Raw genomic sequence first — 19,476 nt, 5'->3', positions numbered from 1 at the left:
CTTAGCCGACGTGTTGCCCGGGCTCGCCAACCGCTCCATCCGATCCCTCGCAAACCTCACACCCGCCGCATACAAAGCCGCTCGCGCCTAACCTGCACGATCACGTCAGCTCAACCGTGTAGTTGGTTGGACGCATACCTTCGTTCAACCGCTACTTCTTCACCAGTCTAAGCAAGCCAAAACGTTCCGGTACATGAAAACTGTCGCTCATCGGGGAGCGCCACGCAATTTGATGCCGAGCCGATGCAGGGCCTTGGCTACGAAACAGGTTGATCCGAAGCGTATTGCCCTGGGCAGGCCGCCGGGTGTCGATCGCGGAATATGGAATCTTCATCGCCCCGTACCAGACATGGGCAGCCTCATCGATTCGCGCCGCAACCTCAAATCCGGAGTTCCACTTCCAACCATCTCCGTGATGCGGTTTGCTCAGATCGATTTCTAAATCAACCCACTCACCCTGCGGAGACACTTCAAATTCCTTGTAGCGCCGGATGTTGGTGAAATCGGCCCCGATGAAAACTTCCGCCACGTCCCAGTTCCAAAGTTTGTTCGTCTCGGCCAACCGATTTGGATTCGGCTTCAGATTGAGATCGTCGTATGGGCATACAAACAGGAAGTACAGATTCTTCGCCGTCCACCGTGTTCGAACTTCTGTACGATGCGTCGGGTCAGGCTTCCCGTGGGCATCGGCGTCCATATAGGTGGGCAATGAATTTCGCCAGAACGAAGACGCTGGATTGGTGTCGAGACTCGGATCCGACCTGGCCCAGTTGCTCTGAACAATCTGTTCGTCCGTCATTGCTCCACCGCAGCAAGTAAAGAGCATTGTCGAGATGCAAACGAACCCGATCACCGACAACTTCAATTTCAACATTCTTAGCAACCTAGGGATTGCTCGAGAGGGCAAGGCGCGTCAGGTGATATGCCATCAAGTGGTCAGGCGCCAAAAGTGCTTCTCGAAAGTCCTTCTGCGCCTGCTGATCATTGCCTAGAGACCTGTCCAGCATCGCCTTATTGTAGAGCGCCCAGGCGTCCTTCTCCTCGTCACGGTTCGAACCCTCGACTATGTCGTTCAGTTTCTGCTCGGCCGCGTTTTCATCGAAATCAGGGAGTTCCTTCGAGGCCTTCCACGCCCAGACAGCGTTTCCAGAGCCAGATTGTTGAGCGCTCTGTTTGAAGTCAGCGCGGCCATTCTCATGTACGCCGCAGACCTTGTACACGCTTCCGATAAGATAGGCGGATCTGGCAGTCCGCACGAACGGATCAAGACCATCCTGCGTAAACGGCAGATCAGGCGCCGGTTCCGCGAGATGATCAAGGAGTCGAACAGCCTGAGCGCATTGTCGGTTTCGTGCGAGTGAAGTAGCCCGTTGTATTCCCAGTTCAATCCAGACTTCTCGCACATTGATACCGCCTTCTTCGCGGGGGAAGAAGCGATTATGGAACAGTGCTTCTGCTTTGTCGAACTCTCCGGCCTCGACCAGATTCAGAATCAATTCGTAAACGAGATTGGAAGGGATATGAGCAGGATCGGGATATCGCTCCAGGGCCGCCACACGTTCCTGGGGAGTGCGTCGCAGGATGCTCAGCGCCTGATCCATCCCCGTGTAGAGTTCAATATTGGAAGGGTCCGCGCTGAGACCTTCCTGAAACGCGTTCAACGCCTTTTCGGTGTCGTTTTCCTCATGCAGGTATGCGCGGCCCAGACTGGCATGCAGAACCTGGAGCCGCGGATTCAGCTTACGTGCCTGCTCCCACTCAGAAAGAGCTGGCCTTGTTAGACCTATCGAAAAATACAGAGTCCCGAGTAAGTAGTGTGCAGTCGCATCCTGCGGATTGAGACGAACTGCGATCAGCAAAACATCCAGATCTTCCGGGCGGTTGGGGAATACGTAATTCGTTGGAAGGTGCGCGGCAGCATCGAAATCTGCCGAGGAAGATTGGCCGAGTTTGTCGCGACAATAGGCGCGAAAATAGGCGACCATCGGGTTCTTGCCCGGAGGGAGCATTCCCGGCTCCGTTTGATCGGGTATCGCGGGGGGATAAGCGCGGGATAAGACAACAAGTGCCCGAGAATACATGCCGAGACGCATGTATTCCGATGCGACATTCAGTACGCGGGCAGTGTCATCGCCAAGGTGTTGCAGATCAGCCTTGCCGGTTTGCTCCAGCAGGAAATAGCCCTGCGGAAAGCGCGTTAGCCATTCATTGGCGAGGCTCTGGGCCTCCTCTGTTTTTCCTTCAGTCTCCACGACCGCCGACAACTCTTCTGCTGCGCGGGGGTCATCCGGAGCGGAGCGTATCGCCGATCGCAAATAAGATTCTGCCTGCTGCAGATTTCCTGCACGGGCTGAGAGTTCAGCCAAAAGCACTCCCGAAGCCGCGCGGAATGCCGGGAGTCGCTCGGCAGACTCAAAGGATTCGCGCGCCTCGCGAGTCTGTCCCAGACCCTCGTATGCAAGCCCGAGGTAATACGAAGCTTCAGGATCGGTCGTATCTCGCGCTACTACCGGCTCCAAAAGGTTTTTGGCTTCTTCGTATCGCAATAAACTCGCGCATAGGCGACCTGCAGCTTTGCGTGCGTGCATGCTCGCTGGAAAACGGTAAAGAGCATCGCGATAAGTTTGCAGGCCCTCGAGGAGCGCCCCGTCGAGTTCCTCATCGTTTCCCAGGTTGAGCCAATCATCTTCGGTGCGATGCTCTCGGTCAGGAATGTTGAAGGAACGCTGAGGGCCAGTTCGTATTTGTTCTGCGGGCGTCCAATCGTATCGTCCCTCAGTCTGCGCCAGGAGAAGAGACCCTTTGCTGTCGCGGAGCTCGAATGAGTATTTTTGCTGGTCGTCCGCGTTCTCGAGTCGATGCGACCAGGTCTGTTGCGGGGTCAGGTCAGCGATCTGTCGAAAGACTTCACGATCCCCGGCCAGAATGCGGAGCGTCGCTTGGTGAACTGCCTGGTTCACGTTCAGTTCAGTCACCAACCCTTGTTGCTGCCGGTCGAGATGAACTACCCCGGCCAGGTTCGCCCTGGAAATTCCGCCAAGCTCACGCACCGGCATCCAAAACTCAGAAAACTTGATGGTCTGTCTCGGTTCGAGAAAGGCGTAGGTTTCCTGATTACGGAATAGCCCCGCCTGCACTTCGACGTATGCACTGTTGTTGTCCGACAGGGCCGTCCGCCAGTCCAGCCCATCCGGATCCGTGCCCCATGACCAGATCTTTTTCGCAGGAAGTTGCGCGTAATCGGCGTAGTGGACAACGCCCGTGTTGGTGTGCGGGTTCCAAACCCCCATATAGGGCTCGCGGCTGCCATGGACGAACAGAGAGACGGGGCCGCTCGTCTGATCTTTGACGATGCTCAGGTCTACCCCATCTTTGTCGACCGGCCAGGGCTCGATGTTTCGAAATCCGTGACTTGCAGTGAATCGCATCGGATACTGGATTCGCGAGTCCTCCCAAACCTGCACCCCCGCGTTGTTCCACCAGTAAAAGCGATGCCGAACGTCGCTGCGATTGTTGAGGGTGACTCTCTCTTCGAGAACCGTAGAATGAGGTTGGAGCACGAGTTCCACCGACCACTGCATTCCATACACGCGATCAACATTGCCGACCTGAACGAATGCGCTACCGTCATCCTTTTGACCAAAAGCGAAATCGATCGGAGATAGACTCACCCAATTGTGGGAAACCGGAAAATTGAACTCGATGCCAAATGCCGCCCAAGCGCCCCGGTAAGATATAGCCGCCTTCTTGATGGATGGATTCGCATAAAACATGGGCTGGCCGCTGATCTTGTCGGTGCATGTGTAAACATGGCCACCTAGGTCGGGAAGCACCGAGCACTTCAAGTATTCATTTTCCAGGAAGAGCGCGCGCCAGGCCTGATCGGTCCGCCGGTTGGTCAAATTTGCGCGGAGCGTATAAGGATAGTTGAATCGATTGTTCGCATATTGATCAAACGGCGGATTGGGATCGGGCGCTGCTTCTTCATAAGTGGGCAGTACCAAGGTGCCTTGCCACACCCGGACCTGCGCCATTGCGCGGCAAAAAGGAAGAAGCAGGAAAGCGAAGAGTAATGTTAGTCGCATCATCCTTGTGGGTGTGCTTGAAGCGCCCCCCGCCATTATCTACGCCCCATGGAAAGATGTCAGAATTATTTCAAGCGAGCGGGAAAAGTCGACGGGCGGCGATTCTCCTCATTCCTCATTGGCATCGGGTTTGGCCTGGCGCTCGAAGGACGGTTAACTGAAGCGATTTTGCCCCAGGAGAATATGTGCAGAGGGCACGCGGCCCTTGTAGAGTTTAGTCATCTTCCTTGAACGGCTGCGGTCAGTGTGCAACCCATTCAGAAGCAGGGGAGTTTGTGCGAATCAGATCCGAACAGTTCTCCAGCCGAACCAGGACAGTTCGATTCAGCCTGGCCGCGGCGCTTTTGTCGCTTTGTCTCCTCTCGTGTGTAAGGGCACAGGAGACGGCGCCCGGCATGCCCATGCGCGCGCACTCTGAAGACGGCGCAGAATTCCGCTGGCTTCACAAAAAGGTACTGGCTTCCCGGGTGCTCGATAGCATGGAGGATCTTTCGTCGTGGTCGTTTGCGGGCGATGGCGATATGACTCTAACCACAGACCGAGCCAGAGACGGCAAATATGCTTTGCGGATCCGCTCCACCACGAATGTGGCACGGGCAGGGGGCGATGAAGAATGGGAAGACCTCGTGGCAACGCGGAAGTTCCCCAATGAGGACTGGACTCGGTTCAATCGGATTTCTCTATGGGTATACCCCGACGTAGCCGGTGCCCCCGCGATCTCCGGCACCCTGGTGCTCCACAATGACGGCGCGCACAAACTGCCCGACAGCTATAACGAGGGTCGCCACGAATCCATTCCTCTCAAGAATCATGAATGGAACCAAATCGTGTGGGAGATCGCCCCTCTCGAGCGCGACCGTGTTACGGCACTGGACTTCGCTTACAGCCTCCCCAAAAAGCTCCCCGACCCGGGCGACCATACGGCTCTTGATCTTGATCAGCTCGAATTGCAGACCGTAGTGCCGGATCACGTTGAAGGGTGGGATGTCGCCGCCGGCAAAATTGCCTTCAGCCACAGCGGATACACAGTCGGCACACAGAAGACCGCCATAGCCAGCGATCTGACGGCCAGCGACTTTTCCCTGGTCGATCAAGAAACGGGCAAGGTGGTATTCACAAGGCCGGTCAAAGCGGCAAGAACTCCTCTCGGCGACTACCAGACTCTCGACTTTTCGCAGTTCCGCCAACCCGGAACCTATGCGATCAAAGCCGGAGACAGGCTGACCCCTCCTTTCCGAATTGACGATGACGCATGGCGCAGCAGTATTTGGAAAGCAGTCAACTTCATGTACAGCGAGCGCTGTGGAAGCGAGATCCCAGGCATCCACAACCGCTGCCATCAGGACATCTACACTACGCATAAAGACCAGCGGATCGTGGTCAACGGCGGATATCACGATGCCGGCGACCTGAGCGCCACCGGACACACGCCCGCGATGGCATACTCGCTGTTGTCTCTGGCCGACGCCTTAAAAGGCCAGGACGAAGATCCCGTTTTAGTGGCTCGTCTGCTGGAAGAAGCGAAGTGGGGTTTGAACTGGGTTCTGAAAACCCGCTTCGGCGATGGTTTTCGCAGCACTGGACAACTGGTGAGCTATTGGACGGACGGCATCATGGGGACGGCGGATGATCGCTTCGGAGAAGCCGTCAATAATCCAGAATGGAATTTCCGGGTGGTCACGGTCGAAGCCCTGGCCGCGCGGGTCTTCAAAGACAGCGACCCGGAACTGGCGACCCGCAGCCTGGCGACTGCCGAAGAAGATTGGAAGTACGCGGTGGAAGGCCTGAACAATGCGGCGCCCCTTCCCGAAGTGTACGGCGCATCTGACGAATTGGAGAGAATCTCCTTTGGAGTCGTGGCATCCGTCGAACTTTACAATGCAACTGGGGAACAGCACTACGCCGATGAGGCTGTGGCTTGGGGCGATCAAGTGCTGGCGTCACAGGAACGCAAACTGCAGCCGTGGAGCATTCCCCTGACTGGATATTTCTATACGAGTCCCAAGCGGGAAAACCTGTTTCACCGTTTTCATGTGGGTCAAGAACAAGAGCCGATCATAGCGCTGATCCGGCTCTGCGAAGCATTACCCAACCACAGTAAATGGATGAAGTGGTACTCCGCGATCGTTTTGCACTCGCAGTATTATCTGAAGGCCGCGGCAGCAGCCGATGAGCCGTTCGGTGTGTTGCCTGCGGCGGTGTATCGCGACAGTGAAGTCCGCCTCATCCCCGAATCGAAGAATTGGACCCCGCTGCGCGCCGCGGATCGCGACGCCTACATACAGGAAGTGCACAAGGGAATTCCGCTCGGCGGCGAATACTACCTGCGCAGATTCCCGGTCTGGTTCGATTTCCGAGGCAACTCCAGCGTTCTGTTATCGCAGGCCAAGGCGCTGTCAGCCGCTGGGCGGCTACGAGGTGATTTAGAGGCTGAAGATCTCGCTCAGAAACAGGCGCAATGGCTGGTGGGTCGCAACCCTTTCTCAGCCAGCCTGATGTACGGCGAAGGATATGATTGGACGCCACTCTACAGCGTGCGTTCTGGTCAAATGGTGGGCGCGCTACCGGTCGGTATTGAAACCAGGGGCATCAACGACGCTCCCTATTGGCCGACACAAATCTGCTGGACTTATAAAGAAGTCTGGACCCAGCCGGTCGGGCAATGGATATGGCTTATGCAGGATATCGCGGTGCCCGCCACCGTCAGAGGAAGAGTTGCCCCATCTGATCGTCAGGCAGTTGTGTTGCGCGAAGCGAGGAGTGGCCAACTTGTAACGACCGCACCGATCGACGGCGCCTTCAGCCTCCATTTGCCCCAAGGCCGCTACGATGTTCGGCAAGGCTCGGCACATACAAATGTCACGGTCTTACCCGGCGGATCTTACTCGATTGATCTTCGCCCGGAGCACTTTCTCGATTTCAATGTCTCCTCCCAGGATCTCGGTCACAACGACATTCTGGTGCAAGTGTCCGCTGAAGGCGCGGGTTCACACGTGTTCTCAATTCGGAGCGACAATCTCGACGTGCGGGAACAAGCAACCGTGAAAGTTGATCTAACAGCCGGCAAAGTTCAACAGGTCGTCTGGCACGCTCACACTCTTTCCCCAGATACGCCATGGGTCGCAGTCGTGATACCTGATGACGCGCTGGCTGAACGCCGCGAAGTAACAGGAGCGAAGATGCTTCATTGAGCGGGGAGATCTCGTCGGAGGCGGAACACATTGTGAATCCAAGGATCGGGAAAACACCCATCATGCGTCTCTCAGTCGGTATGCTCGGCGTAAGTCTTGTAGCCGCGGTCGCGTTGATTCCTGCTCTGGTTAAATCGAGTGTCTCGGCGCAAACCTCGGGCAGTTCGGGGACCATCCAGTTTGAGGATATTGCTACCAAAGCAGGCCTGCGCTTCACGACTCAAAACTCCCCCACGGCAAACAAGAATCAGATAGAAACGATGGTCGCCGGAGTCGCGTTGCTCGACTACGACGGAGACGGGTGGATGGATATCTACCTTGTGAACGGCGCGGCCTTACCTTCGCTGCGGAAAGAGTCTCCGAAATACTGGAACCGCCTCTATCGAAATAATCACGACGGCACATTTACCGACGTCACGGAGCGTGCCGGGGTCGCGGGTTCGGGTTACGGAATGGGCGTTGCTGTGGGTGATTTTGACAACGATGGCAGGCCGGACATATTCCTTGCGAACGTCACCGGGAATCAGCTGTTTCACAACAACGGGGACGGCACATTCACAGACGTAACGGCGAAAGCCGGGCTGGATGGCGCCGAGATGAATGGCAAGAAAATGTGGTCTGTCGGGGCTGGCTGGTTCGACTACAACAACGATGGCTTGCTTGACCTCTTTGTGGTGAATTACTGCGGCTGGGAGGTAAACAAAGACCCGGTGTGCCTCCTGAAAGACGGAGTTCGGGCCTACTGCCATCCCAAAAATTACAAATCACTTCATAACACCTTATACCGCAATAATGGCGATGGTACCTTTACCGACGTTTCGCAGGAGACTGGGATTGCGGCGCACATGGGCAAGGGCATGAGTGTCTCCTTTGCCGACTACGACGGCGATGGATTTATCGATGCCTTCGTGGCGAACGATACAACGCCGGCATTCCTATTCCATAATCTTCAGGGCAAGAAATTCGAAGAAGTTGGGGCAGCGGCGGGCGTCGCCTATTCTCCGGAGGGGTTCACGCTTTCAGGGATGGGATCCGATTTCCGGGATGTGAACAATGATGGGTTACCTGATATCTGGTACACCGCTGTGGAACATCAGATGTTTCCGCTCCTGGTGAACTCCGGGGGAGGAGTGTTCGACGATGCAACTCACACCAGTGGACTGCAATCGACCAACGAGATGTCGGGATGGGGCAATGGCATCTTCGATTTCGATAACGACGGGTGGAAGGATCTTTTTGTAGCTCGGGCTAATGTGCTGGATAACGTCAGCGAATTGACCCCGAGCCGAAAATATCCAGAGCCTAATTCCCTCTTCCGTAACTTGGGCAAGGGGAAGTTCACTGATATGGGCGGAACCGCTGGACCCGATTTCCAACTCGCAGCCCCTCATCGCGGGGCCGCATTCGGCGATCTGTTCAATGATGGACACATCGACGCTGTAGTCACAGTGCTCAATGGACAAGTCAAGCTTCTTCGTAACATCTCCAACACTCCGAACCACTGGATCCTATTGAAGCTGGTTGGGACCAAAAGTAATCGCATGGGAATTGGAGCACAAATTCACATCACGTCCGAAGATCGGCGGCAGCAGTGGAATCAGGTCACAACTGCGGTAGGATATGCGTCCTCGAGTGACAATCGGGTGCACTTCGGCCTCGGTGACAACCAGCGGATCAAAGAGATTGAAATCCGCTGGCCAAGTGGGATTCGCCAGACCTTGCACAATGTCGCCGCTGACCAGATTCTCACCATCGAGGAGGCGCCTCACTCGCCCTGGGCGAGTGCCTCAGAGGGATCATCGGGAACTCGCGCGGTCGTCACATCTCCGTTACGGTGACGGTGTATCAGCTTTGCAGTATGTCAGCGGCCAGCCTCACAACGCGTCCTGCGCTCCTCGCAAACGCCCGCCCCAGCCCCACGCGGTTACGGAATACCTGCTGGAACGGTATGATCGACTCCTGATGAACATTGCACGTTTTCTGCTGATGATTTCCGTTCTGTTGGGGGCCGGTGCAGGTTACGGACAGGGAACGGCGCCGACCTTCCAGTTCAAGACGGGCCAGAAGTCCCTCATCCTGCCGGGACGTGATCCGGCGCAGGGTGGGACAACGGTGGTCCCCACAGTGCTGGTAGCGGTGCGTCTGACGTTCGATGCAAAGCCCGGCGGAGGCAAACCTCTAACCCTCGATGCTGCCGCCGATGTGAGGGCCGTACTGCGCTCCCCCGTGTTTGTAAAGGCTGAGTTCACAGGGGAAGGAACAACGCAGTATACGGATGCGATGCTCCGCGCGACCGTGGGCGTTACATCCGGCGGTTGGCACACTCTCCTGGGGGCTCCGCAGGTGCGGCGCGTGACGATCAAGATTCCTGCGGGCTATGGATACATGCTCACGTCGAAGCGGACCGGAACGCGGCTGGGGATGGCGGACGCCGAATACGTGCAGCGCGCAATTTTCAAGGAGATTCCGCGGCAGGATGGAAAGCTGGTGATTGCGGTAACTCGAAACACCGCTTATTACACCTACGGTGACGCGACAGTGTGCTGCTCGTGGGGCGCGCATGGAGTAGACCCGTCAACTGGAAACTCGTTCGTGCTGGCGTCTTATCTGGGCGCCACGCCGTCGCTGGTACAGGAGCGCGATGTGCAGCCGCTCACAGAGCAGTTGGCGGAATGGGTGAACGATCCGCTGCACGACTCCCTGTTTCATCTGGCATTCCAGAAACCACTCCCTGCAGGTGAGAACGTGGTCCCCGCCTGGAACTGGCCCGAGCTAGCCGGCGGCGGGCAGGAGCACGGGTGCGGCGGGGATAGTCCCGCGACGCGGTACACCTCAGCGGATCCATTGAACACGAACAGCCGCAGCAATCTACCGACCGGAACAGCCTGGGTTGTGCGGGCGCCTGGCTCGGAGTGGCATGTGGCCAACGTCGCCCTCCTGAGTTGGTACACGAGCAGCAATGGGCCGTACAGCTTTCCTGATGCGGCGGTCCTGCGAGCGCCGGCCACTCCATGCCCTGCTCGACATCCGCCGGCGCCAGGAGTTACGCCACAACCGGCGCCTCCGCCCACGGTCGCGGCCGCGCCTTCAAGCGGAACCAGAAATGGTCACGAAATGATCGGCTACTGGACGGGGAGCGGGCCGGAGGGAACAATTCTGCGCCTGCGCGATGTGTCGCCGCAATGGGATGTGATCATCGTGGCCTTCGCCGACGTGAATCACCAGGCCGCAGAGGGTACATTGAAGCTGCACGTGAGGCCGGGCCTCGATCTGGCGCAGATGAAAGACGACATCGGGTGGCTGAAAAGCCAGGGAAAGAAGGTGCTGATCTCGCTCGGCGGCGGCGGAGAGTACTTCACGCTGGTTGAGACCGCCAGCATCCCAAACTTCGTGAACTCAGTGACGCAAATCGTTTCGGAATACGGGTTCGACGGTGTCGACATCGACCTTGAAAGCCCATCTCTCGTGCTTGATCCGGGCGACACGGATTTCCGGCATCCGAAAACCCCCTCGGTGGTGAATCTGATCGCCGGGCTTCGCCAATTGCGCGACCACTTCGGGCCAGCTTTCATGCTGACCTTGGTGCCGGAGGGAACGCAGATTCCAGCCGGATACTCTGGCTATGGCGGGCAGTTCGGAACCTATCTGCCGCTGCTATGGGGCGTGCGCGACATACTGTCGTTTGTAGACGCGCAGGACTACAACACGCCGCCGCTCGAGGGGCTTGATGGCGAAATCTATCAACTCGGCTCGGTAAATTACGATGCGGCAATGACGGAACTGCTGCTGCACGGGTTTGCAATCAGTGAGCGCTCCGGCGATTTCTTTCCACCGGTGCCGGCAGACAAGGTCGCAGTGGGATTTCTGGTTGGGACGGCAACACCACAGCTGGTGAGCGGGGCGATGCAGTACCTCATTACAGGGACAGCTCCAGAAGGAGTGACGTACCGACTGCAGAGGCCGGGAGGATATCCAGCGATGATCGGCGCCATGTTCTGGACCATCGACGGGGATCGGATGGAGAACTACGGCTTCTCCAACGTGGTGGGGCCGCAACTGCACGGCTATCCGGACAGGACAGCACCTTGAGCTGACCCTGGCACTCGTCGGAGTAAGCCCGTTCGACCCTCAAGCCGGGGTCTTCCCCGCAGCTCCACAAGGCTTGCTTCAATAATCCGTAAAACTTACAGCCCGCGTCACACCCAATGAGGCGACATGCACTTTCCGGGCAGCCGGATTGGTTGTGAGGGCATAGGGAGCCGCACCCACCGGTTCTGTTCTCAGCACCCTGTTAGTTGACCCGTCGATCACGCTGACGCTCCCACCGCTTGTATTCGCTGTGTAAATGCGATCGTGATCCGCATCCACAGCCACGGCCTCAGGCCGCGAGCCCACCGGAATTGTGGTCACGACCTGCTTCTTATCTCCCGAGATCACCCGGACTGAGTTCTCCGAATAATCTGCTACGTAGATAGTGTTGGTCCGCTCATTCACAGTCAAGGCGCAAGGTAGCCCACCGGTTTGGATGTATACCGGTTGATTTGATCCCGCCTCGAGCACAGCGATCCGGCCCTCTCCGGGCTTTGCGATATATACGGTGCCCGTTTCCTGGTTAATAGCCATCCCCCACGCATGCATTCCCACGGATGTTCTTGCGATTGCATGCGTGACACCGTTCAGAATTGCCAAATCGCCCATTTCGTAGCCAAGAAGATAAACGGTGTGCAACTTAGGGTTGATGACCAGAAGATCGGGTGAAGCTGTCTCAATGTTGCTCACATGGTTGGTCGCCGCGTCGATCACCATAAGTTGTTTGCTGTAGGTGCGGGTAACGTAGATCTTCCCCGCCGTCGAATCGGCAGCAATGGAATAGGGATGATCGCCGACCTGCACGGCCGCCACCACCTCATCGGTCCTCGCATCCAGGACGCTTACCGTTCCATCCCCCGCATTGAGCACGTATGCCCGGCCGTTCTGCGAATTCACAGCAATGGAAGTGGGATGACTTCCGACTTTCACTGACCGCGTCGCCCCGGTGCGGTCATCGCTTATCTCCACACGCCCCCCGTCGCTGTCCACCACGTAACTCTTTCCCGTGGCAGCATTGAAGGCTCCAGCCGCGCTGTTGATCAGACCGCTCTGCGGCGCCTCTACTGACTGCTGAGCAACTGCCCCAGCGGAGAGGCCGACCGCCGCTACAGCCAGGATGACGGACACTCGGAGGCGCGCAGCCGTGCATCTGGTTGAATAGGTCACACGCGTTGCACCATCGCTTATACATTTGGTGAGATACTTCATCTTGACTCCCGCAGTATCCGCCATCGATTCACCTGACGGCAAGCGGCACCGGGAAAGACTACCAAAGCTGAAGGAGGAAGTGATTGCGTCAGGCAGGGTGGTGCAGATCGCTCCCATGTCTCTTTGCCGCGGTACTGCTGAGTTCCTCGCTCGGCTTGGGGCAGTCTGCCTCGGCAAAGTTCCACGTTGTCGCAATCGCTGAGGCTGGCGGCATCCACAAGCCCTTTGTGGAGGCCGCAAAGACGTGGCTCGCCCAAGAGGCAACTACGGAGGGATTCACCATCGATTACATCGAGAACACCGACGCGATCGACGAAGCGTTTCTCTCCCGGTATCAACTTTTTATCCAGCTCAATTACCCGCCCTATGCGTGGAAGCCTGCGGCGGCTCAGGCGTTTCAGCGGTACATTGAAGAGGGCCGGGGCGGCTGGATTGGATTTCATCACGCCACGTTGCTGGGCGAATTCGACGGATATCCAATGTGGCCTTGGTTTTCTACCTTCATGGGAGGAATCCGCTTCACGAATTACATTCCCGGATTCGCCAGCGCGACGGTCAAGGTAGAAGAGCCAACGCATGCGGTGATGAAAGGCGTGCCACCGCAGTTTCCGGTCAAGGACGAGGAGTGGTACACCTGGGACAAATCGCCCCGAGGCAACGTCCATGTGCTCGCAAGTGTCGACGAGCACACCTATAGCCCCAACTCTGGGATAAAAATGGGCGACCATCCCGTGGTCTGGAGCAACGAGCACGTGAAGGCCCGCAACGTCTACATCTTCATGGGACATCATCCTGAACTGTTTCAGAACCGCAGCTTCACGACCATGTTTCACAACGCGATTCTCTGGGCGTCGCACCGATGAGATACCGGGCCACGCGAATCATCAGAGATATGTTCTTCAGTGCCGGGTTGCCGCTTGTCATCCTGGTCTTGTGTTTGCCTGCCAGTCCCCAGCAGGCCGCGAAACATGTACTCGCGTTTTACTCTGCCAGCGTGGAACGCGATCACGTGATCTTCGCCGAGCAGGCCTTGAAGTTCTTCGCCTCAGATGCCAAAGCACACGGATTCGAATTCTCATCCACAACCAACTGGGATGACCTGAACGCAACAACACTGCAGGGTGTGCAACTGATTCTGTGGCTCAACGACTCTCCCCATTCGCCAGCGCAACGAGCCGCCTTTGAGCGCTATATGGAGCACGGCGGCGGATGGATGGGGTTCCATGCCGCGGCGTATAACGACGAGAGCACCGGCTGGCCGTGGTTCGTGAACTTTCTGGGAGGAGCCGTATTCTACGGAAACAACTGGCCCCCTCTGCCGGCGTTGCTCGACGTGGATGACCACTCGAGCGAAGTGACTCGTCGCGTTCCTCCGCATTTCACTTCGCCCGCAAACGAGTGGTATATCTGGAAACCCACTCCGCGCGCCAATCCCGCTGTCAAGGTTCTTGTCACCCTTGCGCGCTCCAACTACCCCATCGGTCTCAAGGACACTATTCAAGGTGGAGACGTACCGGTCGTGTGGTCAAACACGCGCTATCACATGATCTATATGAACATGGGCCATGGAGACAAAATCTTCGACAGCCCCGGGCAGAACCGCCTCTTCGAAGACGCTGTTGAATCGCTCCTCAGCCAGCGCCGCTGAGCGCCACCACCGCACTTCATCGTGAAGGCAGGCTGACTGCGTACAGATACCAGGCCGCATGGGGAAGCCATCCTTCGGTCCATCGCCAGTCCTCGTCTTTCCCCGTGGCAGCGAAGCCCTGGTTGAAGGCGATTCCGTCTTCGCTTTCCGCCGAAGCGGTAATCCCGTTGACGATCGCGCCGGGAGCATTGGTGTATTTGTACGACCTGAAGAACATATACGAAGCGTCACCGTGGCCGCTGCCGATCAAAAGACTTACATCGAACGGATTCCGGCCTAGAATCCAGTGAAGCTGGTTCCACGCATAGTTGGCTAACTTCAGTTGAAACTCCGGCGCGTCGGAGAACAGCGGAATCGCCATCCTCGCTGCCGCAGCCAGCGATGCAAGCCGAGCATCTTCCCCTTGCCACCATGGAGCGGCTTCCGTGTCATGCGGAAAGAAGAACGCAGTCCGCACCCTGCCATCACCCATGCGAACAAGTTGACGGGCGTACCCAAACGGGTTGTTCACCTCGCCTGTAGCCGCAAGTTCAAACTGAAGGGATCGCTGCACTGCGCCTCGAATGCTCTGCTGCTCTTCGGGCGCGGCCACCCTGTAGTAGTTGATAAGGCTGATCACTGGGAGACCGGCGTCCGAGGGATGGAAGAACGGCCGTGTTTTCGCATCGGCCCGCCAGTAGTCGTGCCACTTCCCCGTGGTAGTAAGTCGCGCCATGAGACTCTTCGCGCGAGCGCTGGCAATGGTTCGGTACTGATCTTCATGCGACGCCCGGTAGAGCTCCGTAGCCGCCATCAGAACGCAGTAATCGTCCACAATGTTCTCTAAGCCGTCGTTGAGCAGTTCCCGATTGTGCCGGCTAAGAAAGCTGAATGCATCCTGTGACGTCCGAAGATATTGTTCCCGCGTAAAATCGCCGTCTTCAGGCATGGTGGACGCCAATGCCAGCGCTGCGATCGCCATGCCGCCGCCGGCTCGAAAGCTGGATTCGTACGTGTGCGGTTTAGCCGCATCGATAAGACGCTCGGTGGAGTCCGTCGTACTGGTCTTGATCTGTGTACGCCAGTTCGGATTCCCAATCACCCGATCCTTCGCCAGTTTCTCTCTCCCCGGCGCCGAGATCGACTCGAAGAAAGATCCGTCACGCCGCTTGATGCGCATCAGGTAGTCGGCTCCATACAGCCCTTCGTCCAGCATGCGTCGACGATATTCGGTGAAGTTGTCGTCCCCTCGTCCTTCCAGAACGCGATAGCTCGCGAGCAGGCTCCATGCGACAAGCGGCACCTGCTGCGGATTGAAATAGGAAGTGAGATTCTGGTGCGAAAGGTGGATGCCATAGTCTCCAGTGGCGTCATACCACCCTCCGTGCGCATCCACAAACTTGCCCGGCTCATCGGGAATCGCGAGATGCCGATCGGCCCGGTCAAAATCGCCGCTTGCACGCTGGCCTTTGAAGTAATACAAAACGTTCGAGAGCGTCTGCCGTTCCAGCACCTCGCTCTCAATAGTGAATGGACACGATGTAACTCGCCCTCCCGCAGAGGTGATGCGAACCACATAGCGTCCTGGTTCATGCCAGTCGCTGAAATCAGCACTCCAGAACACCATGCCGCGCCAGTCCTGAACGCCTCCCGCAGCGCCAAGAGGCCTGTCCAGAACTGTCTTGCCTGAGTCAACATTGATGAGCGAGAAATTGCCCGGTCCAGGCTCGCCCTCGGTGGCGACCACCAGTGCCAGCTTGGCGGCCTGAGGTTCGTATCCGACCTGGTCCACCAGAACGCGGACGGAAGCAATCGCATGTGCCGAGCAGAAACTTGCAGCCAGAGCGATCCGGCCGGCCCAAAGCTGCGATGTACGTGAGCAAATCCTGCGGAGACCGATCATCCCGACTGATTGTAAGCAAGTGCACTCATCCGGCCTAACAAAAATCGCAATAGCTGCTGCCCACATTCCGTCTTGGAGAACCCTGGCCTGGAAGCTGCTCAGCCCGCGACAATGCACAGAACGAAGTCTGGGAAGCAGCCCAGGGGCTTACCTGAAACTTTGCACGGGTCTGAGACGGGGTAAATCGGGAGTGTGGTGGCCAGGGACGGGATTGAACCGCCGACGCCGGCCTTTTCAGGGCCGCGCTCTACCACTGAGCTACCTGGCCTCAGTGCGTTGCAAGATCCTGTGCGGATTTCCGGCAAGACCGGATGAGGTGGGATTCCTCGCTCAGTGCGCTGCAACAACTCTTGTGAGTATAGCAACTCAACCGCTCCAGAGCCAACCTGGGCGCTTACTTCGAAGCCCACCGCCAGCCAACCCTCCGCCGTCGCCCCGACCTCCGCCCGCTGACTTTCTGCTCCGGAATCGACAGCTCTGCCCTACACTGGGATTCGACCATGCGAGCTTCTATTCGATTCACTGCGGTCGTTGTGTGTCTGTCGTGGCTTGGCGCCTCCGCTCAGCCGGTCCCCGCACCTGCGCACAAGCCGGCCGCCCGCTCGCCCCGATCCGCCGGCGAAGCCGAAGCGGCTCGTGCGTACAAGGAGGCACTGAAAGCCGGCCCCCTGGCATTGCGGGCCTTCCTGCAGAAGTTCCCGAAGGGCGCCGATCTGCATGTCCATCTGTCCGGCGCCGTCTACGCTGAGACCTTCCTGCGCGATGCCGCAGAAGATGCCATCTGCGTCGATCCCGCAGCATTGCGGTTTGCGCGTCCCCCCTGCACCGCCCCGCTGGTTCCCGCAGCACGCCTTTCAGGACAGGTGACCCCAGCCGACCAGGACCTCTACGACCATTTGGTCAATTCCTTTTCCATGCGGAGCTTCGTGCCCTATGCCGGATTCAGCGGGCACGACCAGTTCTTCGCCACCTTCGCCAAATTCGGAGGACTGGATAAGCGGCATACCGGCGAGTGGATCGATGAGGTGGCGAGCCGGGCCGCGGATCAAAATCAGCAGTATCTCGAACTAATGGAGACCCCGCCCTTCGGCCATGCTGCAACCGTCGCGAAAGAGATCGGGTGGCCCGCCGGCGAGCAGGTCGATTTCGCCGCCCTGCGCCAGAAGCTTCTCGACCAAGGCCTGCGCGACGAGGTCGACGTCGACATCGACGATGTCCGCAAATCCGGCGCCGACCGCCAGTCCATCGAGCACTGCGGAACACCCCAGGCCGCGCCGGCCTGCCACGTAGAGGTGCGATACATCTACCAGGTCCTCCGGGCCAACCCGCCCGAGACCGTGTTTGCCCAGACCCTTCTTGGCTTTGAGACCATCCAGAAATCGATGGACACCGGCGCGGACGGATTTGTAGGAATCAACTTCGTGCAGCCCGAAGATGGCTATGTGTCCATGCACGACTACACCCTGCAGATGAAGATGGTGGGCTATCTGCACTCCGTCTATCCCAGGGTGCACATCTCATTGCACGCCGGTGAACTGGCACCCGGCCTGGTTCCTCCCAACGGGCTGCGCTTCCACATCCATCAGGCAATAGAGCTGGCGCACGCCGAGCGCATCGGCCACGGGGCGGACCTGATGTACGAGCGCGATCCCGATGAGTTATTGAAGACCATGGCGGAAAAGCACGTCATGGTGGAAATCAACCTGAGCTCCAACGAAGGGATCCTCGGCATCAGCGGAGAAAATCATCCCTTTCCCCTGTACCTCAATGCGCATGTGCCCGTGGCGCTCTCGACCGACGACGAAGGCGTAAGCCGCATCGATCTGACCCATGAATACGTGCGGGCCGCCACGGAGTATCACCTCACTTACCAGCAGCTCAAGACCATCGCGCGCACCGGCATGGAGCATAGCTTCCTCCCCGGGGAAACCCTGTGGGCCGAGGCCGACGGCTTCCGCGCCGCGCGTGGAGCCTGCCGGGCACAAATGCCAGGCTCAGACAAGCCCTCCGAACCCTGCAAATCTCTGCTCGCGCATAGCGAAAAGGCCTCCGCCCAATGGGAGCTGGAGCGCCGGTTCCGAGCCTTCGAAGCTCACTTTTAAGAGCCCGGCTCCTGCAACCAACCTGAGGACCAGGGCGCGCCAAACCGGCACATAGACATCGCAGGAGGTCTTCGATGGACAACGAGCGCATTCGAGCCATCTGCATGGCAATGCCCCACGTGTGCGAAACCGTGAACTGGGGCCACCATCTCGTCTACTGGGTAGGGGACCGCGACATAGGCGGAAAGATGTTCGCCATGACGGATCTCGACGGGACCGGCTTCGGAGTCCTGTGGTTCCACTGCGGAGCGGAGCGGTTTCACGAGCTCGTCGAGGCGGAAGGCATCTCGGCATCACCCTACCTGGCCAAAGCGCACTGGATCACGGTGGAGCGATGGGATGCCCTGCGGCCGCGCGAGGTGGAAGAGGAGCTCAAGCGCGCCCACGCGCTCATCTCGGAGAAGCTGCCGCCCCGCACAAAGAAGATATTGGCCATGCCGGACGCGGAGCGAAAAAAAGTCATCCGCGAGAGAAAGAAAGTGATAGCGGCGAAAAAAAAGCCCGAGAAGCGCTGAAAACTGCTCGACCGGCAGAAGAAGCCCCGATCCACCACAGGCGGACCAGGCGAACAGCCTTACCGCGAAGAACTCTGCTCTGCCTGTTCCACGTTCGCGGTGCGGAACGATCGCGGCAGTTCATCTTCCGCAAATTCCACGCCGGATTTCGCCAGCTCTCTGGCCGTTCTTTCCAGAGGAGCCCGTTTGGCCAGCATCTTGCCCTCGGCTTCTTCGCGCTCTTCGGTAGTCGCGAACTCTCCGTAGGTATTCAGATACGCAAGCTTGCGATCGTAGAGGTCGATTTCCTTGTGAAGGTCGCGCAGATAGTACTTATCGGGGGGGAGATTGGACTTTCTCAAAGTTTTCCTCCAAAAGGAAACGGGGCGGCCATCACGACCACCCCGTTTCGCAATGCTGGTGTCACTTAGGCGATTCGAACGTTCTCGGCCTGGAGGCCCTTGGGTCCCTTGACCACGTCGAAAGTCACGGCTTGGCCTTCCTGAAGGCTGCGGAAGCCGTTGCTCTGGATTGCCGAGAAATGCACGAAGACATCCTCACCGTTGGGGCGGCTGAGGAAGCCGAAACCCTTGGCGTCATTAAACCACTTAACTGTTCCCTGTTCCATTTTGAAGCTGTTCCTTGAGTAGATGTACCGCCGAACACAATGTGGAATTGGTTGCGAGTAGCGGTAACGGAACAAGCAAAAAATACCAGATCGGATTCTTCGATCTAGTACAGAATACACCATCCTGGCCGAGTGGTGCCAGCGGAAG

Annotated in this window: 13 protein-coding genes and 1 tRNA gene; 7 read left to right on the top strand and 7 right to left on the bottom strand. The window is 57.9% G+C overall.

Features of this window, described 5'->3' with window-relative positions:
* Positions 1-151 precede the first annotated feature (151 nt).
* Entirely contained in the window at positions 152-799 is a 648-nt protein-coding gene (locus VGL22_RS10955) for a carbohydrate-binding family 9-like protein (protein WP_465266958.1), read from the bottom strand.
* 85 nt (positions 800-884) lie between these two features.
* A complete protein-coding gene (locus VGL22_RS10950) occupies positions 885-4,088 on the bottom strand; it encodes a DUF5107 domain-containing protein (protein ID WP_465266957.1) in 3,204 nt (1,067 codons plus the stop codon).
* A gap of 392 nt (positions 4,089-4,480) precedes the next feature.
* On the opposite strand from VGL22_RS10950, the gene VGL22_RS10945 reads away from it, so the two are divergent.
* From VGL22_RS10945 to VGL22_RS10935, 3 genes are all read left to right on the top strand, one after another.
* Positions 4,481-7,276: a glycoside hydrolase family 9 protein gene (locus tag VGL22_RS10945; RefSeq protein WP_465266956.1), complete on the top strand. Its 2,796-nt coding sequence runs from the start codon at positions 4,481-4,483 to the stop codon at positions 7,274-7,276.
* Between the two features lie 62 nt (positions 7,277-7,338).
* Complete coding sequence (locus VGL22_RS10940) at positions 7,339-9,114, top strand: CRTAC1 family protein (RefSeq protein WP_465266955.1); 1,776 nt, start codon at positions 7,339-7,341, stop codon at positions 9,112-9,114.
* 124 nt (positions 9,115-9,238) lie between these two features.
* On the top strand, positions 9,239-11,365 hold the full coding sequence (locus VGL22_RS10935; protein ID WP_465266954.1) for a glycosyl hydrolase family 18 protein: 2,127 nt from the start codon (positions 9,239-9,241) through the stop codon (positions 11,363-11,365).
* 78 nt (positions 11,366-11,443) lie between these two features.
* Here the strand turns inward: VGL22_RS10935 and VGL22_RS10930 are convergent, their stop codons facing one another.
* On the bottom strand, positions 11,444-12,598 hold the full coding sequence (locus VGL22_RS10930) for a YncE family protein (RefSeq protein WP_465266953.1): 1,155 nt from the start codon (positions 12,596-12,598) through the stop codon (positions 11,444-11,446).
* 131 nt (positions 12,599-12,729) lie between these two features.
* Here VGL22_RS10930 and VGL22_RS10925 point away from each other — a divergent pair, with 131 nt between their 5' ends.
* On the top strand, positions 12,730-13,437 hold the full coding sequence (locus VGL22_RS10925; protein ID WP_465266952.1) for a ThuA domain-containing protein: 708 nt from the start codon (positions 12,730-12,732) through the stop codon (positions 13,435-13,437).
* Between the two features lie 29 nt (positions 13,438-13,466).
* Positions 13,467-14,222 carry a ThuA domain-containing protein gene (locus VGL22_RS10920; protein WP_465266951.1) on the top strand — a complete coding sequence of 252 codons (756 nt, stop codon included), beginning with the start codon at positions 13,467-13,469 and terminating at the stop codon, positions 14,220-14,222.
* A 16-nt stretch (positions 14,223-14,238) separates the two neighbouring features.
* Here the strand turns inward: VGL22_RS10920 and VGL22_RS10915 are convergent, their stop codons facing one another.
* Positions 14,239-16,104: a glycoside hydrolase family 9 protein gene (locus tag VGL22_RS10915; RefSeq protein WP_465266950.1), complete on the bottom strand. Its 1,866-nt coding sequence runs from the start codon at positions 16,102-16,104 to the stop codon at positions 14,239-14,241.
* Positions 16,105-16,297: 193 nt separating this feature from the next.
* A tRNA-Phe gene (locus tag VGL22_RS10910) sits at positions 16,298-16,372 on the bottom strand.
* A 232-nt stretch (positions 16,373-16,604) separates the two neighbouring features.
* Here VGL22_RS10910 and VGL22_RS10905 point away from each other — a divergent pair.
* Together VGL22_RS10905 and VGL22_RS10900 are read left to right on the top strand one after the other, a co-directional pair.
* On the top strand, positions 16,605-18,206 hold the full coding sequence (locus VGL22_RS10905) for an adenosine deaminase family protein (protein WP_465266949.1): 1,602 nt from the start codon (positions 16,605-16,607) through the stop codon (positions 18,204-18,206).
* A 74-nt stretch (positions 18,207-18,280) separates the two neighbouring features.
* The gene (locus tag VGL22_RS10900) at positions 18,281-18,721 is read left to right on the top strand and encodes an MmcQ/YjbR family DNA-binding protein (RefSeq protein ID WP_465266948.1); all 441 of its coding nucleotides are present in this window, start codon (positions 18,281-18,283) and stop codon (positions 18,719-18,721) included.
* Positions 18,722-18,780: 59 nt separating this feature from the next.
* Here the strand turns inward: VGL22_RS10900 and VGL22_RS10895 are convergent, their stop codons facing one another.
* The gene (locus VGL22_RS10895) at positions 18,781-19,062 is read right to left on the bottom strand and encodes a hypothetical protein (protein ID WP_465266947.1); all 282 of its coding nucleotides are present in this window, start codon (positions 19,060-19,062) and stop codon (positions 18,781-18,783) included.
* A gap of 65 nt (positions 19,063-19,127) precedes the next feature.
* Positions 19,128-19,328 (bottom strand): cold-shock protein, encoded by a 201-nt coding sequence (locus VGL22_RS10890; RefSeq protein WP_465266946.1) that lies wholly within the window; start codon positions 19,326-19,328, stop codon positions 19,128-19,130.
* Positions 19,329-19,476: the final 148 nt, after the last annotated feature.

It is taken from the genome of Occallatibacter sp. (assembly GCF_036502485.1).
Classification (GTDB): Bacteria; Acidobacteriota; Terriglobia; order Terriglobales; family Acidobacteriaceae; genus Telmatobacter.
This window is presented reverse-complemented; position numbering and strand designations above follow the sequence as displayed.

What these genes read in the sequence shown, in the direction of transcription:
- VGL22_RS10955 (WP_465266958.1), bottom strand. Translation starts at nt 799, where the DNA reads ATGACGGACGAACAGATTGTTCAGAGCAACTGGGCCAGGTCGGATCCG.
- VGL22_RS10950 (WP_465266957.1), bottom strand. Translation starts at nt 4,088, where the DNA reads ATGATGCGACTAACATTACTCTTCGCTTTCCTGCTTCTTCCTTTTTGC.
- VGL22_RS10945 (WP_465266956.1), top strand. Translation starts at nt 4,481, where the DNA reads ATGCCCATGCGCGCGCACTCTGAAGACGGCGCAGAATTCCGCTGGCTT.
- VGL22_RS10940 (WP_465266955.1), top strand. Translation starts at nt 7,339, where the DNA reads ATGCGTCTCTCAGTCGGTATGCTCGGCGTAAGTCTTGTAGCCGCGGTC.
- VGL22_RS10935 (WP_465266954.1), top strand. Translation starts at nt 9,239, where the DNA reads ATGAACATTGCACGTTTTCTGCTGATGATTTCCGTTCTGTTGGGGGCC.
- VGL22_RS10930 (WP_465266953.1), bottom strand. Translation starts at nt 12,598, where the DNA reads ATGGCGGATACTGCGGGAGTCAAGATGAAGTATCTCACCAAATGTATA.
- VGL22_RS10920 (WP_465266951.1), top strand. Translation starts at nt 13,467, where the DNA reads ATGTTCTTCAGTGCCGGGTTGCCGCTTGTCATCCTGGTCTTGTGTTTG.
- VGL22_RS10915 (WP_465266950.1), bottom strand. Translation starts at nt 16,104, where the DNA reads ATGATCGGTCTCCGCAGGATTTGCTCACGTACATCGCAGCTTTGGGCC.
- VGL22_RS10905 (WP_465266949.1), top strand. Translation starts at nt 16,605, where the DNA reads ATGCGAGCTTCTATTCGATTCACTGCGGTCGTTGTGTGTCTGTCGTGG.
- VGL22_RS10900 (WP_465266948.1), top strand. Translation starts at nt 18,281, where the DNA reads ATGGACAACGAGCGCATTCGAGCCATCTGCATGGCAATGCCCCACGTG.
- VGL22_RS10890 (WP_465266946.1), bottom strand. Translation starts at nt 19,328, where the DNA reads ATGGAACAGGGAACAGTTAAGTGGTTTAATGACGCCAAGGGTTTCGGC.